Genomic DNA, 17969 nt, shown 5'->3' on the forward strand with positions numbered 1-17969 from the left:
AGGCATCGGCGCGCAGCGCCGATTCGGGGCCACCTATTCCTCGGCCTGCGCCTCGGCCCGGCTCTTGCCCGATACCTGCATCGCCAGCGTCGCAGCCATGAACCCGTCGAGATCCCCATCAAGAACGCCCTTGGTGTCCGAGGTCTCATAGCCGGTGCGCAGATCCTTCACCATCTGATAGGGCTGCAGCACATAGGACCGGATCTGGTTGCCCCAGCCGGCTTCACCCTTGGCCTCGTGCTGGGCGTTGATTTCCGCGTTCCGCTTGTCCAGCTCCAGCTGATACAGCCGCGACTTCAGCGCCTTCATGGCGATGTCGCGGTTCTGGTGCTGCGACTTCTCGGAACTGGTGACGACGATACCCGTGGGCAGGTGCGTGATCCGCACCGCCGAATCGGTGGTGTTCACGTGCTGCCCGCCCGCGCCCGAAGACCGGTACGTGTCGATGCGTATATCCGCCGGGTTCACCTCGATCTCGATATTGTCGTCCACCACCGGATAGACCCAGACCGAAGAAAACGACGTGTGCCGCCGGGCCGAACTGTCATAGGGCGAGATCCGCACCAGCCGATGCACGCCGCTTTCCGACTTCAACCAGCCATAGGCGTTGTGGCCGGAAACCTTGTAGGTCGCCGATTTGATCCCGGCCTCTTCGCCGGGGGTTTCTTCCTGAAGCTCGACCTTGTAGCCGTGCTTCTCGGCCCAGCGCACATACATGCGCGCCAGCATCGCCGCCCAGTCGCAGCTTTCGGTGCCGCCCGCCCCGGCATGGATCTCCAGATAGGCGTCGTTGGCGTCCGCCTCGCCGTCCAGCAGCGCCTCCAGCTCCTTCTGCGCGGCCTTCTCCTTCAGCGCGGCCAGCGCCGCCTCAGCCTCGGCCACGACCTCGTCGTCGCCCTCCATCTCGCCCAGTTCGATCAGCTCGACATTGTCGCGCAGCTCGCGCTCGATCGAATCGTAGGTCTCGATGGCATCCACCAGGGCTTGGCGTTCGCGCATCAGCTTCTGCGCCGCCTCCGGGTCGTCCCAGAGCCCCGGATCCTCGACCCGCGCGTTGAACTCCTCAAGCCGGTGCTGCGCCGTCTCGCGATTCATGCGCTGCGCCAGAAGGCTCAGCGATTTCTCGATCTCGGCAACGATGTTCTGCGTCTCGGCGCGCATGGGATATCCTGCAAATCGGGTTCGTGTTGCGTCTGATAGACCAGCCCGCCGCAACCGGCAAGCGGCTGCGGCCCGGCCGGGGAAAACGGTCAGTAGAGCCCGCCCGAACTGACGGTTCCGAAATTCGCCTTGGGACCGACGGTCGTGGTCTCGCCAGTGGACTTACGCACCTGCTGCCCCGAGGTCGTCACCTCTTCGAACAACGGCAGGTTCGAGCCCATGGCAAAGCCGCCATCCACGGTCAGGCCGAAGATCGGCTCTTCGCCGGCGCGGAAATATTCCGCCACCACGTTGGGACCAGAGGCATCGTCCGGCAGCCGCGCGCCGGTGAACCGGTCGATCTTGATGAACTGCCCGCCGGGCGGCACCCGGAACGGCCCGCCGCCATATTTCGCCACCGCCTTTTCCATGAAGCTCTGGAACACCGGGCCGCACATCGACGCGCCATAGGCCCCCCGCCCCAGCGGCCGCGGCTGGTCATAGCCCATGTAGCAGGTCGCCACGATGTTCGAGGTGAACCCGGTAAACCACACGTCGCGTGCATCGTTGGTGGTTCCGGTCTTGCCGGCCACGGGAACCGGCAGGTTGATCCGCCCCGCCGCCGTGCCGCGCTTGATCACCCCCTCCATCATCGAGGTGATCTGGTAGGCGGTGATGGCGTCGATGACCCGTTCGCGGTGGCTCTCGATCCGGGGCAACTGGCGCGGCCCCAGCGTTTCGGACTCGCAGTCCAGACACTTGCGCCTGTCGTGGCGATAGACAGTGCGGCCATAGCGGTCCTGGATCCGGTCGATCAGCGTGGGATGGACCCGCTCGCCGCCATTGGCGAACATGGCATAGGCGGACACGATCCGATAGGGCGTGGTTTCCTGCGCCCCCAGTGCATTGGCCAGATAGGGGCCAAGGTGGTCATAGACGCCGAACCGCTCGGCATAGCCCGCGATCACCGGCATGCCGACCTCCTGCGCCAGTCGGATCGTCATCACGTTGCGCGACTGTTCGATGCCCGTCCGCAGCGGCGTGGGGCCGTAAAACTTGTTCGACGCATTCTGCGGCCGCCACAGGCCCTGCGGCGTGTCGATCTCGATCGGCGCGTCGATCACGATGGTCGCGGGCGAATAGCCGCTGTCCAGCGCCGCGGCATAGACGAAGGGCTTGAAGTTCGACCCCGGCTGCCGCTTGGCCTGGGTGGCGCGGTTGAACACCGACGCCTGGTAGGAAAAGCCACCCTGCATCGCCAGCACGCGGCCGGTATGCACGTCCATCGCAACAAAGGCGCCCTGGATTTCGGGGATCTGCCGCAGGCTCCACCGGATGAAAGAGCCGTCCTTGTCGCTGGTCACCTTGCGCACAAGCACCACGTCGCCCACCGACAGCAGATCGCCGGCCACGCGGGCCTTTTTGCCCGGCTTGCCGTCGGGGCCGACCTTGCGTGCCCATTGCACGTCCTTGGCCGGGATCCAGTGGCCGTCGGCATCCTCGGGCACGTCCTCGATGCCGATGCGGGCATCGTTCTTGCCGACCTCCAGAACAACGGCAGGATACCACCGTGTCGGCAGCACCACGTCCCGCGGCACGTCCACCTCAGCCAGCGCCTTACGCCAGCTTTCCTCGGAGATCAGCTTGTCGGCCGGGATCGTCTTGCCCGTGCCGCGCCAGCGCCCCTGCTTGCGGTCATAGGCCTCAAGCTGCCTGCGCAGCGCCAGCGCGGCGGCGGCCTGCATCTCCTCGTCGATGGTGGCGCGGACGGTGTAGCCGCCGGTAAAGAACCCCTCCTCACCCTTCTGCCCGATATATTCGTCCGACTGCGCCAGCTGACGGCGGATCTCGTCGGTGAAATAGTCGCGCGGCGGCAGAGAGGCGCGGAATGACGGATAGTCACCGTTCTGAACGGTCTTCAGCGGCGCCTGGATTTCCTTTTCATACACCTCCTTGGAGAGGTAGCCGTTCTGATACATCTCGCGCAGCACGTAGTTGCGCCGCGCCAGCAGCCGATCCTTGCGACGCACCGGGTGATAGTCCGACGGCGCCTTGGGCAACGAGGCCAGCGTCGCTGCCTCGTGCGGGGCCAGTTCGTCCAGCGTCTTGTTGAAATAGGTCTGTGCGGCGGCCGTCACGCCATAGGAGTTCTGACCCAGAAAGATCTCGTTCAGATAGAGTTCGAGGATCTTTTCCTTGGGCAACGTTTCCTCCAGCCGCGCGGCCAGGATGATTTCCTTGATCTTGCGCTCGATCTTGCGGTCGCCCGACAGCAGGAAGTTCTTCATCACCTGCTGCGTGATGGTCGATGCCCCCCGCACGTTGCGCCCGCGCGATCGGACCGCCTCGTAGATCGCGGCGGCAATGCCGCGCGTGTCATAGCCGTGGTGCTGGTAGAAGTTCTTGTCCTCGGCCGAGATGAACGCGTGCTTGACCAGATCGGGGATTTCCTCGGTCGGCGTAAACAGGCGGCGTTCCTTGGCGAATTCGTCCATCAGGTGGCCTTCGCCGGAAAACACCCGGCTGATCATCGGCGGCTGATACTGGGCCAGCGATTCGTGGCTGGGCAGGTCGCGGCTGTACATCCAGAAGATGCCGCCGATCAGCACGGCCACCATGAAGATGCTCAGCGTGACAAAGCTGAAAATCGCCCCGAAGATGTTGAGGATGAACCGGATCAACTGGCACTGGCCTCTGCTGGTGTGGTGCGGGCTATATAGGGGCAGCGGCGGCGATGGTCAAAACACGAAACCGCGCCGCGCGGGATGCCGCCAGCCAGCCAGTTATTTCCGCACCAGAGGTTTGCGCCCCAGATCGTCCTCGCGCCAGGCGATCAGACCGTTGCGGATGCCGCGTGCCAGCCGAGCCCGCCATTCGGCATCCTGCAGGTTCTTCAGGTCGCGCGGGCTGGACATGAACCCGATCTCGATCAGGACCGAGGGAATGTCGGCGGCCTTGAGCACCGAGAACGCCGCCCAGCGCAGCGGTTTGCGGTTGATCGGCCCGCCCACCTGGGTCATGCCGTCGATCAGCGCGCGGGCCAGGGCCTCGGTCCGGGGCTGGGTTTCCTGCCGGGCAAGATCCAGCAGCACGTCGGTCACACGGTCGTCCGCGCCGCTCAGATCCGCGCCGGCCAGCAGGTCGTCGCGGTCGTGACGCTCGGCGAGCCTGGCACTGGCCGCATCGGACGCCTCATGCGCCAGCACATGCACCGTGGCGCCGTGCGCCAGCCCTTCGGACAGCGAATCGGCGTGGATCGACAGAAAGACGTCCGCCCCGGCCTGATGCGCGATCTCGACCCGTCGTTCGAGCGAAACGAAATAGTCGGCGTCCCGCGTCAGCACCACCTCGAACCGGTCGTCGCGCAGCAGCTCTTCGCGCAGCTGCCGGGCAAAGGCCAACGTCAGCGCCTTTTCGGCGATCGCGCCCCTTTCCGCGCCCGGATCGATACCGCCATGACCGGGATCGATCACGACCCGCAACGGGCCGTCCGGGCCGCGGTCCGCATACCCGCGCGGGATCGCCGCGGGCTCGGGCAGATCCCATCGCGGATCGCGAGGGGCGCCGGCCTCGGCGGCAAACTCCTGCGCCGAGCGCGGCGATAGATCGATGGCCAGCCGCGCCGCGCCGGTCACCGGGTCCACCCGCATTCCCGCCTGATCGACGCCCAGCGGCGCGGCCAGTTCGATGACCATCCGCGACCATCCCGGCCGGTAGGCGCCGAATTGCACCGACTTCACCCGCTCGGCCCGCGCCAGACGCTCCGCGTCCAGCCCGGTCCAGTCCACCTCCTGAAAGTCCATCACCAGCCGCGGCGGCCCGTCCAGCGTGAACAGGCGCCAGGGCACGCCGACGCTCAGCCCCAGTTCGACCCGCAGGCCTTTGTCCAGATCGGCAATCCGGCTGCCGTCGGCATCGATCCGCGCAAGACCGCTGAAGCCCTGCGCCGTCGCCGCCGGCGCGACCAGGAGCAGAACCAGAAGAAAAAGAAGCCTGCGCATTGCCATGAATCCTGCCTCAGCGGCCTTTAGTCGGCGGCCTTGTCCGCGGCCCTTTGCGGCAAGGATACCGGGCGCGGCGGGCGATGCAAGCCTCAGCCCCGCGCCTGCATGAAACGCGCGAGCCGTTGCAGACCTTCCTCGATGTCCTCGGTCGAGCGGGCATAGGAAAACCGCAGCGTGGTGTGGCCGCGCGCGGGGTCGAAATCGAGCCCCGGCGTCACCGCCACGCCGGCCTGTTCGAGGATCTCGGCGGCAAAGGCGCGGCTGTCATCGGTCAGGTCCGACACGTCTGCATAGACATAGAACGCCCCGTCGGGCGGCGCAATCCTGCCGAAGCCGGCCTTGGGCAGCCCCTCCAGCATCAATTCGCGGTTGCGGCGGTAGACCTCGACATTGGCCTGCAGTTCGTCGGCGCAGTCCATCGCCGCCAGCGCCGCCACCTGCCCCACATGGGGGGCGCAGATGAACATGTTCTGCGCCAGCCGCTCGACGATGCGGACGTGGTCCTCGGGCACCACCATCCACCCCACGCGCCAGCCGGTCATGCTGAAATACTTGGAGAACGAGTTGATCACATAGCAGTCGTCGGTGATCTCGAGCGCCGTCACCGCCTTTTTTCCGTATTCCAGCCCGTGATAGATCTCGTCGCTGATGAAGGCGGTGCCGGCATCGGCGCAGGCCTCGACCAGTGCGCGCATGGCGTCACGGTCCAGCATCGTGCCGGTGGGGTTGGCGGGCGAGGCGACCATCAGCCCCGCCAGATCCAGCCCGGCGAAATCCTCCGGCACCGGCTGATAGCGGTTCTCGGGCGCTGTGGGCAGATCCACCGGGGTCAGCCCCAGCGCCCTGAGGATCTGGCGGTAGGAGGGATAGCCCGGCGCGCCGATCCCCACCCGGTCGCCGGTATCGAACAGCGCGGTGAAGGCCAGCAGGAAGGCCCCCGAAGAGCCCGACGTGACGATCACCCGCTCGGGGTTCAGGTCCACACCATACCAGTCAGCATAAAGCCGCGCGATGCGCCTGCGCAGGGCGGGCAGGCCCAGCGCGACCGTATAGCCCAGCGCGTCGGCGTCCAGCGCCTCGCGCACCGCCTGCACCGCTCCCTTCGGCGCGCCGGTTCCGGGCTGGCCGACCTCCATGTGGATGATCCGGCGGCCAGATTCCTCGGCGCGGCACGCGGCCTCCATCACGTCCATCACAATGAAGGGATCGACTTCGGACCGGGTTGAGTTTCGCATATTGATCTCCCATGGTGCGCGCATGGCTTTTGTGCCCATCCGTAGCCCGGCGTCAATCCCAGGCGTGATCCTTGCCTTCGTCGCGTGGGCGGCCTCGGCCGTGCCTTCGGCGGCGGTCACCATGCTGCGGGATGCCGACATCGAACACGGGCTGACGCAACTGGCCAGCGGCGTGTTGCAGGCGTCGGGGCTTAACCCGCGCCGTGTGCGGGTGCTGGTAATCGACGACAGCTCGCTCAACGCCTTCGTGGTGGACAACAGGGCGATCTACCTGCATTCGGGCCTGATCCTGAAGGTCAGGGATCCCGCCACTCTTCAGGCGGTGATCGCGCACGAGGCAGCGCATATCGCGAACGGCCACATCGTGCGGCGCCTGAACAACCTGCGCGCCGCGCGCGGCATGGCGGGGCTGGGCATGGCGCTGGCGGTCGCGGCGGCCGCGGCCGGGGGCGGGCAGGCGGCCGGCGGGATCGCAGTGGGCACGTCCTCCTCGGCGCTGCGGTCCTTTCTGATGCACACCCGGGCCGAGGAAGCCTCGGCCGACCGTTCGGCGCTTGCCTACATGCGATCGGCCGGCGCCGATCCCCGCGGCATGGCGCGCCTGCACGAGTTGTTCCACGGTCAGGAGGTTTTGAACGTCAGCCGCCAGGATCCCTACATGCAGTCGCACCCCCTGACCCGCGACCGGATCCGCGCCGCGCAGGCCTATGTCGCGGCGAACGGCGACGCGCCCGCCGCGAACCCCGACGCGGATTACTGGTTCGCGCGGGTGCAGGGGAAGCTTTCGGCCTTTCGCAGATCGCCAAAATGGACCATGCGGCGGGTCGAGCAGGAGCGCTTTACCGATGTCCGTGCGATGCGTCTTGCGGTGGCCCATCACCGCCAGCGCGATCTGTCCGCCGCCCTGCGCGGGGTCGACGCGGCGATCGCGGCGCGGCCCGAGGATCCGTTCTATTTCGACCTCAAGGGCCAGATCCTGATGGAGCACCGGAAATGGGCCGAGGCGCTGGCCGCCTACCGGACGGCGCAGACGCTCGCGCCGGGCAACCCGCAGATCCTTGCCGGGTTCGGGCGGGCGCTGCTGGCGGCGGGGCATCCGCGCGATGCTCTGGAGGTCATGGAAAAGGCCCGCCTGCGCGACGGGCGCGATCCGCGGCTGCTGCGCGACATGTCGATTGCCTATGCAAGGACCGGCCAGACCGGCATGGCGGCCGCAGTCACGGCGGAACGCTATGCATCGCAGGGCCGGCTGGAAGATGCCGGCATCCACGCCCGCCGGGCGGTTGCGCTGCTGCCCGAAGGCTCGGCCGGTTGGCAACGGGCCAATGATGTGCTTTTGGCTTCTGAACGATACGGGAAAAGGAAGAAACGATGATCCGTCTTGCCTCTGCCGCCGCTCTGGCGCTGGCGCTCGCGACCGGCCCGGTTGCCGCGCTGGACCTGACCAACATGACCGATGCCGAGCGGCAGGCCTTCCGCGACGAGGTGCGCGCCTATCTGCTGGACAACCCCGAGGTGCTGATCGAGGCGATCAACCTGCTGGAACAGAAACAGGCCGCGGCCGAGGCCCATGCCGACCGCGAGATGATCAAGGGCTACGCCGACGCGATCTTCAACGACGGCTATTCCTGGGTCGGCGGCAATCCCGAAGGCGACGTCACGCTGGTCGAGTTCATGGATTACCGCTGCGGCTATTGCCGCAAGGCCGCGTCCGAAGTCGATGCGCTGCTGTCGTCGGACGGGAACATCCGGCTGATCGTCAAGGAGTATCCGATCCTCGGCGACGCTTCGGTCAAGTCCTCGCGCTTTGCCATCGCCGCCCATCAGCTGCTGGGATACGAAGCCTATCAACAGGTCCACGAGGCGCTGATCGCGTTCAAGGGCGAGGTGACCGATGTCGCCCTGCGCCGGCTGGGCGACGGGCTGGGGCTGGATACCGACGCGATCATGGAACACATGGACAGCGACGAGGTCACGCAGGTGATCGCCAAGAACCACGCGCTGGCCCGCGCGCTCAAGATCTCGGGCACGCCGACCTTCATCCTGGGCGACCAGATCCTGCGCGGCTATCTTCCCGCGGAACAGATGCAGGAACTGGTGGATGAGGTCCGCGCCGGCGGCTGAGCCGCCCGCGCCGGCCGCGCGGCCGGCCTATGCGTCCTTCTCTTTGGCCGCTTCGATTTCGGCGGCCTTTTTCTCGACCTGTTCGACGATGTGTTCGATCATCTCGGCATTGGAAATCTTGTGGCTCTGCTTGCCGGCCAGATAGACCATGCCGGCCCCGGCCCCGCCGCCGGTAAAGCCCACATCGGTCATCAGAGCTTCGCCCGGGCCGTTCACCACGCAGCCGATGATGCTCAGGCTCATCGGCGTGTGGATATGCGCCAGCCGGCGTTCCAGTTCTTCGACGGTGGCGATCACGTCGAAGCCCTGCCGCGCACAGGATGGGCACGAGATGATGTTGACCCCGCGATGCCGCAGGCCCAGCGACTTCAGGATCTCGAAGCCGACCTTGACCTCTTCCACCGGATCGGCGCTGAGAGACACGCGGATCGTGTCACCGATCCCGGCCCAGAGCAGGCTGCCCAGGCCGATCGCGCTCTTGATCGTGCCCGAAACGAGCCCGCCCGCCTCGGTGATGCCCAGATGGATCGGCGCGTCGGTGGCCTCGGCGATGCCGTGATAGGCCGCCGCCGCCAGAAACACGTCTGAGGCCTTCACGCTGATCTTGTAGTCGTGAAAGTCGTGATCCTCGAGGATGCGGATGTGATCGAGCCCCGATTCCACCATCGCCTCGGGGCAGGGCTCCCCGTATTTTTCCAGCAGGTGCTTCTCCAGGCTGCCCGCGTTCACGCCGATACGGATCGAACAGCCGTGGTCGCGCGCCGCCGCGATCACCTCGCGCACGCGGGATTCATCGCCGATATTGCCCGGATTGATGCGCAGGCAGGCCGCACCCGCCTCGGCTGCCTCGATGCCGCGGCGATAGTGGAAATGGATGTCGGCGATGATCGGCACCGGGCTTTCGCGCACGATTTCGCGCAGCGCCCGCGCCGAGGCCTCGTCCGGGACGGACACCCGCACCAGGTCGGCGCCCGCCTCGACCGCCGCCTGCACCTGCGCCACGGTCGCAGCGACATCCGTGGTAGGGGTGTTGGTCATGGTCTGCACCGCGATCGGCGCGTCACCGCCGACCGGCACGCTGCCGACCATGATCCGGCGCGACTTGCGGCGTTCGATGGTGCGCCAGGGGCGCAACTGGGAATGCGACATGGAATGGACCTGTCCAAGGAGCGTTGCGTATTGCCGCCTAGATACGCCCCTGCCCGGCCGGCCGCAATGGCGGGCGGGTCACGCGGCGCATCACTCGGCGGGCGCGGGGTCGATTTTCGCCTCGGCCACCAGCCGGGCCAAGTCACGGTCCTGTTCCAGATCGGCCAGCTGGAACCGTTCGGTCACCGCCTCGATCGACAGCGGCAGGTTCGACGTCACGGTGCCCGGTTGCCCCACGGGGCCATAATGCGTGCCGTTCACCGCGAAATAGATCGCTCCCGATTCCCCGGCCCGCAGCACGGGCGGCTCTTCGGTTATCGGCACGTCGTAGGTCTGCCCGCTTTCCATGATCCCTTCGAAGATCACGGTCCCATCCGTCGCGCGCACCCGAACCCAGGACGGGCGCACGGCAACCATCTGAAGCACGGGCGCCGCCGTTTCCACCACCTGCGGCACGGACTGGGCACCCTCTTCCACGGCGGCCACCCGGCCAGAATCCGAAACCGGGTCCACCTTTGGCAGATCGGGCGCGCGGAAAATGCCCACCTCGCGCGGGTCCAGCGTGGAAATCGGCGCATCCCGCGACACCAGAACCGGAACGTCCAGCGCCTGCGGGCGATAGAGACGATCCAGCGACTCGGCGCGGGCCGGGTCTTCCGTGCCCTCGGTCACGCCCGCGGTGGCCGCGTCCAGCGGATCCAGATCCGCCAGAACCACCGGCGCCTGTTCGACGGGTTCGAACTGCACCTGCTGGATCTCTTTCAGAACGGTCCAGCCGCCATAGCCGATCCCCGAGATCAGGGCCAGAAGCACCAGCAGGGATCCGATCGCGCGGGGTTCGATCCGATCCAGAAGGCTCTCGGGTTCCGGCACGAAGGTCGTTCGGGCGGACAGCAGCGGATCGGCTTTGGCCGCACCCTTGCCCCCCCCTGTCGCGACGGTGGACTTGCTGCGCGACGCAGACGGTTGCAGAGCGCCCCCGGTGGGCGGGACGAAGCCGCTTTCGCGGCAGAATGTCTGGAAGGTCTCGTCGGGATCCATGCCCAGATAGCGCGCATAGGATCGCACATAACCCGCAACGAAACCGGGCGTGTCAAAGGCGGAATGGTCGGCATTCTCGATCGCGGCGATGTAGCTTGCCTTGATCCGCAGATCCCGCTGCACGTCCAGAAGGGATTTGCCCATCGTGGCGCGTTCGCCGCGCATCAGGTCGCCCAGGCGCACCTCGTAGTCGTCGAAGCCCTTTGGTCCGACCTGGTGTTCTTCTTCGACCTTGCGCTGGAACCTGCGCCCAATCATCCCGCTGCCCCATAGTGCCCGTTGTGCCCCGCTCACGGCACTGGCAATCGCCCCACCACGATTCTCGCTTGCACCGTGTTATTGAGGACACGGTAACACAGCGCAAGTGATTTGCATATCAGCAGCTTGTCAGGCGCTCAATTCGGCACGATTCAGCGCACAATGCGACCACAACTCGTCCATCGCCCGCACCAGACGGTCGATTTCGTCGGGCCCGTGCACGGGCGAAGGCGTGAAGCGCAACCTTTCGGTGCCGCGCGGAACCGTCGGGAAGTTGATCGGCTGCGCATAGATCCCGTAACTTTCCAGCAGCATGTCCGAGATCTTCTTGGTGTGCACCGGGTCGCCCACGATCACCGGAACGATATGCGACCCGTGATCGATGATCGGCAACCCAAGCCCCTTCAGCCGGGTCTTGAGGATCTTTGCCTGTTCCTGGTGTTTCTGGCGAAGCTCGGGGTGCCGCTTCAGCCAGGCGACCGAGGCCGCCGCACCGGCAGCGACCACCGGCGGCAGCGAGGTGGTGAAGATGAAGCCGGGCGCATAGGACCGCACCGCATCCACCATCTTGGCCGAAGCCGCGATATATCCGCCATGCACGCCAAACGCCTTGCCCAGCGTGCCGTTGATGATGTCGATGCGATGGGCCAGCCGGTCGCGTTCGGACACGCCGCCGCCGCGCGGGCCATACATGCCGACCGCGTGCACCTCGTCCAGATAGGTCAGCGCGCCGAACTCGTCGGCCAGATCGCAGATCGCCTCTATGGGTCCGAAGTCGCCATCCATCGAATAGACCGATTCAAAGGCGATCAGCTTGGGCGCGGCCGGGTCGTCGGCCTCCAGCAGCTCGCGCAGATGCGCCACGTCGTTGTGGCGGAAGATCCGCTTGGCCCCGCCATTGCGGCGGATGCCCTCGATCATCGAAGCGTGGTTCAGCTCGTCGGAATAGATGATGAGGCCGGGAAACAGCTTGGGCAGGGTGCTGAGCGTCGCGTCATTGGCGATGTAGGCGCTGGTAAAGAGCAGTGCCGCCTCTTTCCCGTGCAGATCGGCCAGCTCGGCCTCCAGCCGCTTGTGATAGACCGTGGTGCCGGAAATGTTGCGCGTGCCGCCCGAGCCCGCGCCGGTGGCGTCCAGCGCCTCGTGCATTGCCTGCAGCACCGCCGGGTGCTGGCCCATGCCCAGATAGTCGTTGCCGCACCACACGGTGATCCGGGTCTGCGTGCCGTCGGGACGGGTCCACATCGCGTGGGGGAAATGCCCGCGTTCGCGTTCGATGTCGATGAAGGTGCGATAGCGGCCTTCCTCGTGGAGACGGTTCAACGCTTCATCGAGTTTCGCGGTATAGTCCACCGATTCCTCCAGTCCTGTCCCGGGCCATCTGGCTGCGAGTTTATCACAGACGCCAAGCCCTGTTTCGGCGCCCCACGCATTCTTGATCGGGAATGCATATTTCAGATGCGCGTTTCCATCAACTCCATAGAAGGTGTCCCATGGTCGCAGCCTTGATCTGGATCAAGCGGACTGGACAGCGGCGGGCGCCCTGCTAGGTTCGGCCCGATCTATCATCCGGTCCTGCGGAGAACCACATGAATCTCGACGACGTTCTGGCGAAAATCGACGCGGAGCTGCCGGCCGCTACCGACCGGCTGCTGGAGCTGTTGCGCATCCCGTCGATCTCGACCGATCCGGCCTACAAGGCGCAGTGCGACTGTGCCGCGGACTGGCTGGTGCGCGACCTGCAATCCTTTGGAATCGATGCGAAAAAGCGCCCGACTCCCGGCCACCCGATGGTGGTGGGCCATATCGACGGCGACGGGCCGCACCTGCTGTTCTATGGCCATTACGACGTGCAGCCGGTGGACCCGCTGGAGCTGTGGGACCGCGATCCGTTCGATCCCGCGATCGAGGACACGCCGCAGGGCAAGGTGATCCGCGGGCGCGGGGCCAGCGACGACAAGGGACAGCTGATGACCTTTGTCGAAGCCTGCCGGGCGTGGAAGGAGGTGCATGGAAAACTGCCCTGCCGACTCACCTTTTTCTTCGAGGGCGAAGAGGAATCGGGCTCGCCCTCGCTGGTGCCGTTCATGCAGGAGAACGCCGAAGAGCTGAAATCGGACCTCGCGCTGATTTGCGATACGGGACTTTTCGAATCCCGCGTGCCCGCGATCACCACCATGCTGCGCGGGCTTCTGGCCGAGGATTTCACCATCACCGGCCCCGACCGCGACCTGCATTCGGGCATGTATGGCGGCATCGCCGCGAACCCGATCAACGTGCTGGCCCGCATCCTTGCCGGCCTGCATGACGAAACCGGCCGCATCACGCTGCCTGGTTTCTATGACGGCGTGCCCGAAACGCCCCCCGAGATCCTGGAACAGTGGAACCGGCTGGGCTTTGACGCCGAAAAGTTCCTGGGCGATGTGGGGCTGAAGGAGCCCGCCGGGGAAAAGGGGCGCACGCCGCTCGAGATGATCTGGTCGCGGCCAACCTGTGACGTGAATGGCATCTGGGGCGGCTATACCGGCGACGGGTTCAAGACCGTCCTGCCCAGCAAAGCCAGCGCCAAGCTGAGCTTCCGCCTGGTCGGCACGCAGGATCCCGAGGCCATCCGGAAGAGCTTCCGCGACTATCTCGAATCCAGCCTGCCGCCGGGCTTTACCGTCGAATATCGCACCGAAAAGGGCTCGCCCGCCTCGCAGATGTCGGTGGAGGCTCCCGCGTTTGAAAAGGCCCGCCGCGCGCTCAGCGACGAATGGCCGGACGAGGCGGCTTATGTCGGCTGCGGAGGGTCGATCCCGATCGCGGGCTATTTCAAGGAGCTTCTGGGCACCGATGCGCTGCTGATCGGGTTCGGCAAGGATGACGACAACATCCACAGCCCGAACGAGAAATACGACCTGGAAAGCTTTCACAAGGGCATCCGCAGCTGGGCGCGGGTGCTGGACGCGCTGACGCGCAACGCCTGACGGCGCGGGCGGGGCGGATGTCCCCGCCCTACCCCACCTTCTCCAGCGGCCCGCCTTCCTTGACCGCCTGCATGGCGACATAGGTCGAGGTCGAGGCCACATGCGGCAGGGTCGAAACCTTTTCGGCCAGGACGCGGCGGTAATCCGACATCGACCGGGTCCGCACCTTCATCAGATAGTCGAAATTGCCGGCGATCATGTGCACCTGCTCGATCTCGCCCACTTTCGCCACCGCCGCGTTGAACTCTGCCAGCGCGGCCTCGCGCGTGTCCTGCAGGCGCACCTCGACAAAGGCCACCAGATCCAGACCCAGCCGGATCGGGTCGATCAACGCGCGATAACCGGTGATGTAGCCTTCGGCCTCGAGCCGGCGCAGCCGCGCCTGGGTGGGGGATTTCGACAGGCCGATCCGACGGGCGAGATCGGCGATCGATATGCGCCCATCCTCGGACAGAACCGTCAGAATCGCGCTGTCGAAACGGTCAAGGCCGGGAAAGTCCATTTGAACCTCATTTCGTCAATCATTCAGATCGTTGGACCTTGAATAGACCAAATTCGGGCGATTGTCCCGAATGATCCGCGATATACTCTGACAAACGACTTCTGCACGGGGATGACGATGAACGACATGACCCTTCGCCACCGGATCGACGCGGAAACCTATGCCGACGAGAAGGCCGTGATCGCCCGGCTGGTCGATCAGGCCGCGTTGTCGCCGCAGGACCGCGCCGCGATCTGCGCCGAGGCCGCGCAGCTGGTGCGCGACATCCGCGGCTCGACCGCACCGGGGCTGATGGAGGTGTTTCTCGCCGAATACGGGCTTTCCACCGACGAAGGCGTGGCGCTGATGTGCCTGGCCGAGGCGCTGCTGCGCGTGCCCGATGCCGACACCATCGACGCGCTGATCGAGGACAAGATCGCCCCATCCGACTGGGGTCGGCATATCGGCAAGTCCTCCTCGCCGCTGGTCAACGCCTCGACCTGGGCGCTGATGCTGACCGGCAAGGTGCTGGACGACGACGCGCCCGGACCCGCGCAGGTGCTGCGGGCGGCGATCAAGCGCGTGGGCGAGCCGGTGATCCGCACCGCCGTGGGCCGCGCCATGAAGGAGATGGGGCGCCAGTTCGTGCTGGGCGAAACGATCGACGCGGCAATGAAACGCGCTGCGGGGATGGAGGCGAAAGGCTACACCTATTCCTACGACATGCTGGGCGAGGCCGCCCGCACCGAGGCCGACGCCGCGCGCTATCATCTGGCCTATTCGCGGGCAATTTCGGCCATCGCCGAGGCCTGCACCCGCGACGACATCCGCGACAATCCCGGCATCTCGGTCAAGCTGTCGGCGCTGCATCCGCGCTATGAGGTGGCCCAGCGCGACCGGGTGATGGACGAACTCGTGCCGCGGCTGCGGGCGCTGGCGCTGCTGGCCAAGGCCGCCGGCATGGGGCTGAACGTGGACGCCGAAGAGGCCGACCGGCTGGCGCTGTCGCTCGAGGTGATCGAGGCGGTGATGGCCGAACCTGCGCTGTCCGGCTGGGACGGTTTCGGTATCGTGGTGCAGGCCTATGGCCAGCGCGCCGGCACGGTGATCGATGCGCTTTACGACATGGCCCGGCGCCATGATCGGCGCATCATGGTGCGGCTGGTCAAGGGCGCCTACTGGGACACCGAGATCAAGCGCGCGCAGGTCGCGGGCATGGACGGCTTTCCGGTGTTTACCCGCAAGGCGGCCAGCGACGTGTCCTACATCGCCAATGCGCGCAAGCTGTTGGGCCTTGCCGACCGGATCTATCCGCAATTCGCCACCCACAACGCCCATACCGTCTGTGCGATCCTGCACATGGTACGCGAGGCCGGGCAGGACATCCCGTTCGAATTCCAGCGCCTGCATGGCATGGGCGAAACCCTGCATGATATCGTGCACGACCGCCACGGCACCCGCTGCCGCATCTACGCGCCAGTGGGCGCGCATCGTGACCTGCTGGCCTATCTGGTGCGGCGGCTGCTGGAAAACGGCGCGAACTCGTCCTTCGTCAACCAGATCGTGGACGAAAGCGTGCCGCCAGAGGTGGTCGCCGCCGATCCGTTCGAAAAGCTCGACGAACCCGCGAAAAAGATCCCCACCGGCGCCGAACTCTTCCTGCCCGAGCGCCGCAACTCGCATGGCTTCGACCTGCACCACACGCCGACGCTGGAGGAGATCGACGCCGCGCGCGAACCGTTCCATGCCCACTGCTGGCAGGCCGCGCCGCTGATCGCCGGCACGGCCGCGCCCGAGGCGCCGCAACCCGTGGCCAACCCCGCCCGCCCCGAGGACAGCCCCGGCACGGTCGCCTTTGCCAGTGCGGCCGACATCGAAACCGCGCTGGCCGCCGCGCGTCCGTGGAAGGCCGATGCCGCGACCCGCGCGCAGGTGCTGAACCGGGCGGCCGACCTCTACGAGGCGCATTTCGGCGAATTCTTCGCCCTGGTCGCGCGCGAGGCGGGCAAGAACCTGGTGGATGCGGTGGCCGAGCTGCGCGAGGCAGTGGATTTCCTGCGCTACTATGCCGCCAACATCCCCGATGGCGCGCCGGCGGGCACCTTTTCCTGCATCAGCCCCTGGAACTTTCCGCTGGCGATCTTCACCGGTCAGGTCTCGGCGGCGCTGGCCACGGGCAACGCGGTGCTGGCCAAACCCGCCGAACAGACCCCGCTGATCGCGCACCGCGCGGTGCAGCTCATGCATGAGGCTGGGGTGCCGCGCGAGGTGCTGCAACTGCTGCCGGGCGACGGCCGCGTGGGCGCGGCGCTGACGTCGGATGCGCGCGTGAACGGGGTGGCCTTCACCGGTTCGACCGAGACCGCGAAACTGATCCGCGCGTCGATGGCCGACAACCTCGAACCCGGCGCGCCGCTGATTGCGGAAACCGGCGGGCTGAACGCGATGATCGTGGATTCGACCGCCCTGCCCGAACAGGCGGTGCAATCCATCATCGAAAGCGCCTTTCAGTCCGCGGGCCAGCGGTGTTCGGCGCTGCGCTGTCTCTACCTGCAGGAGGACGTGGCCGACGACGTGCTGGAGATGCTCATGGGCGCGATGGATGTGCTTCGGCTGGGCGACCCGTGGCATCTGTCAACCGATGTGGGCCCGGTGATCGACGAAGAGGCCCGCGCCGGCATCATGGCCCATGTCACCCAAGCCCGCGCCGAAGGCCGTGTACTCAAGGAACTGCCGACACCCAATGCCGGATTGTTCGTCGGCCCGACCCTGATCGAGGTGCCGGGAATCGAGGCTCTGGAGCGCGAGATCTTCGGCCCGGTCCTGCACGTCGCGCGTTTCAAGGCCGCCGATCTGGACCGCGTGATCGACACGATCAACGCCACCGGCTATGGCCTGACCTTCGGCCTGCACACCCGCATCGACGACCGCGTGCAGCACGTCACCGAACGCGTCCACGCCGGCAACATCTACGTCAACCGCAACCAGATCGGCGCCATCGTCGGTTCGCAGCCCTTCGGCGGCGAAGGGCTTTCCGGCACCGGGCCAAAGGCCGGCGGGCCGCACTACATGCCCCGCTTCTGCGCCCCAGACCGGCAGCACGTCGATGCCTCCTGGGACGGCACGATGTCCAACCTGCCCGCCCCCACCGGCGAACCGGCCCGCCCGCGCGTGCGCTCCATGCCGGGGCCGACCGGCGAATCCAACCGTCTCGGCCTGATCCCGCGCGCCCCGCTGCTCTGCCTTGGCCCCGGACCGCGCGCGGTGACCGAACAGGCCGGCGTGGTGCGGGAAATGGGCGGTCAGGCCATTCCCGCCACGGGCATGATCGACCCCGACCGGCTGGAGCGGATCGACGGCATTTCGGGCGTGCTCTGGTGGGGCGATGCCGCCACCGCGCGGGCGATCGAACGGGCGCTGTCACGCCGCGACGGGCCGATCATCCCTCTGATCCCCGGCAAACCCGACCTCGCTCGCGTGATGGGAGAACGCCATGTCTGCGTGGACACCACCGCCTCGGGCGGGAACGCGCAGCTTCTGGGCGGGCTGGCCTGACCCCTTGACGCCG

The 17969-nt window shown here is 66.5% G+C and carries 12 protein-coding genes; 4 read left to right on the top strand and 8 right to left on the bottom strand.

From position 1 onward, the window contains the following. Window positions 1–33: 33 nt before the first annotated feature. From prfB to C4S70_RS04165, 4 genes are all read right to left on the bottom strand, one after another. A complete protein-coding gene (gene prfB, locus C4S70_RS04150; protein WP_104006841.1) occupies window positions 34–1161 on the bottom strand; it encodes a peptide chain release factor 2 in 1128 nt (375 codons plus the stop codon). Window positions 1162–1250: 89 nt separating this feature from the next. Further along, window positions 1251–3821, bottom strand: a complete 2571-nt coding sequence (locus C4S70_RS04155) for a penicillin-binding protein 1A (RefSeq protein ID WP_104006842.1) — start codon at window positions 3819–3821, stop codon at window positions 1251–1253. 102 nt (window positions 3822–3923) lie between these two features. Next, window positions 3924–5141, bottom strand: a complete 1218-nt coding sequence (locus C4S70_RS04160; protein ID WP_104006843.1) for an N-acetylmuramoyl-L-alanine amidase — start codon at window positions 5139–5141, stop codon at window positions 3924–3926. Between the two features lie 92 nt (window positions 5142–5233). Further along, window positions 5234–6379 carry a pyridoxal phosphate-dependent aminotransferase gene (locus C4S70_RS04165; protein WP_104006980.1) on the bottom strand — a complete coding sequence of 382 codons (1146 nt, stop codon included), beginning with the start codon at window positions 6377–6379 and terminating at the stop codon, window positions 5234–5236. A gap of 22 nt (window positions 6380–6401) precedes the next feature. On the opposite strand from C4S70_RS04165, the gene C4S70_RS04170 reads away from it, so the two are divergent. Beyond that, complete coding sequence (locus C4S70_RS04170) at window positions 6402–7754, top strand: M48 family metalloprotease (protein WP_200822721.1); 1353 nt, start codon at window positions 6402–6404, stop codon at window positions 7752–7754. Further along, entirely contained in the window at window positions 7751–8503 is a 753-nt protein-coding gene (locus C4S70_RS04175; RefSeq protein ID WP_104006844.1) for a DsbA family protein, read from the top strand. The genes C4S70_RS04170 and C4S70_RS04175 overlap by 4 nt, the downstream gene beginning before the upstream one ends. Before the next feature lie 27 nt (window positions 8504–8530). On the opposite strand, the gene ispG is transcribed toward C4S70_RS04175, so the two are convergent. The 3 genes from ispG to hemA all read right to left on the bottom strand — a co-directional run bounded on the left by ispG (window position 8531) and on the right by hemA (window position 12304). Beyond that, on the bottom strand, window positions 8531–9652 hold the full coding sequence (gene ispG / locus C4S70_RS04180) for a flavodoxin-dependent (E)-4-hydroxy-3-methylbut-2-enyl-diphosphate synthase (RefSeq protein WP_104006845.1): 1122 nt from the start codon (window positions 9650–9652) through the stop codon (window positions 8531–8533). A 90-nt stretch (window positions 9653–9742) separates the two neighbouring features. Further along, window positions 9743–10951 carry a helix-turn-helix domain-containing protein gene (locus C4S70_RS04185; protein ID WP_104006846.1) on the bottom strand — a complete coding sequence of 403 codons (1209 nt, stop codon included), beginning with the start codon at window positions 10949–10951 and terminating at the stop codon, window positions 9743–9745. Window positions 10952–11080: 129 nt separating this feature from the next. Further along, window positions 11081–12304: a 5-aminolevulinate synthase gene (gene hemA / locus C4S70_RS04190; RefSeq protein ID WP_104006847.1), complete on the bottom strand. Its 1224-nt coding sequence runs from the start codon at window positions 12302–12304 to the stop codon at window positions 11081–11083. A gap of 236 nt (window positions 12305–12540) precedes the next feature. On the opposite strand from hemA, the gene C4S70_RS04195 reads away from it, so the two are divergent. Further along, the gene (locus tag C4S70_RS04195) at window positions 12541–13920 is read left to right on the top strand and encodes a M20/M25/M40 family metallo-hydrolase (RefSeq protein ID WP_104006848.1); all 1380 of its coding nucleotides are present in this window, start codon (window positions 12541–12543) and stop codon (window positions 13918–13920) included. A gap of 28 nt (window positions 13921–13948) precedes the next feature. On the opposite strand, the gene C4S70_RS04200 is transcribed toward C4S70_RS04195, so the two are convergent. Beyond that, a complete protein-coding gene (locus C4S70_RS04200) occupies window positions 13949–14422 on the bottom strand; it encodes an Lrp/AsnC family transcriptional regulator (RefSeq protein ID WP_104006849.1) in 474 nt (157 codons plus the stop codon). A gap of 126 nt (window positions 14423–14548) precedes the next feature. On the opposite strand from C4S70_RS04200, the gene putA reads away from it, so the two are divergent. Continuing rightward, window positions 14549–17956: a bifunctional proline dehydrogenase/L-glutamate gamma-semialdehyde dehydrogenase PutA gene (gene putA / locus C4S70_RS04205; protein WP_104006982.1), complete on the top strand. Its 3408-nt coding sequence runs from the start codon at window positions 14549–14551 to the stop codon at window positions 17954–17956. The last annotated feature ends 13 nt before the right edge of the window (window positions 17957–17969 follow it).

Source organism: Jhaorihella thermophila, from assembly GCF_900108275.1.
In the GTDB taxonomy this organism is placed as follows: Bacteria; Pseudomonadota; Alphaproteobacteria; order Rhodobacterales; family Rhodobacteraceae; genus Jhaorihella; species Jhaorihella thermophila.

Excerpts from the sequence above, each read along its gene's own strand:
- prfB (WP_104006841.1), bottom strand. The coding sequence starts at position 1,161 with ATGCGCGCCGAGACGCAGAACATCGTTGCCGAGATCGAGAAATCGCTG.
- C4S70_RS04175 (WP_104006844.1), top strand. The coding sequence starts at position 7,751 with ATGATCCGTCTTGCCTCTGCCGCCGCTCTGGCGCTGGCGCTCGCGACC.
- C4S70_RS04195 (WP_104006848.1), top strand. The coding sequence starts at position 12,541 with ATGAATCTCGACGACGTTCTGGCGAAAATCGACGCGGAGCTGCCGGCC.
- ispG (WP_104006845.1), bottom strand. The coding sequence starts at position 9,652 with ATGTCGCATTCCCAGTTGCGCCCCTGGCGCACCATCGAACGCCGCAAG.
- C4S70_RS04170 (WP_200822721.1), top strand. The coding sequence starts at position 6,402 with ATGGCTTTTGTGCCCATCCGTAGCCCGGCGTCAATCCCAGGCGTGATC.
- C4S70_RS04165 (WP_104006980.1), bottom strand. The coding sequence starts at position 6,379 with ATGCGAAACTCAACCCGGTCCGAAGTCGATCCCTTCATTGTGATGGAC.
- C4S70_RS04185 (WP_104006846.1), bottom strand. The coding sequence starts at position 10,951 with ATGATTGGGCGCAGGTTCCAGCGCAAGGTCGAAGAAGAACACCAGGTC.
- C4S70_RS04200 (WP_104006849.1), bottom strand. The coding sequence starts at position 14,422 with ATGGACTTTCCCGGCCTTGACCGTTTCGACAGCGCGATTCTGACGGTT.
- C4S70_RS04160 (WP_104006843.1), bottom strand. The coding sequence starts at position 5,141 with ATGCGCAGGCTTCTTTTTCTTCTGGTTCTGCTCCTGGTCGCGCCGGCG.
- putA (WP_104006982.1), top strand. The coding sequence starts at position 14,549 with ATGACCCTTCGCCACCGGATCGACGCGGAAACCTATGCCGACGAGAAG.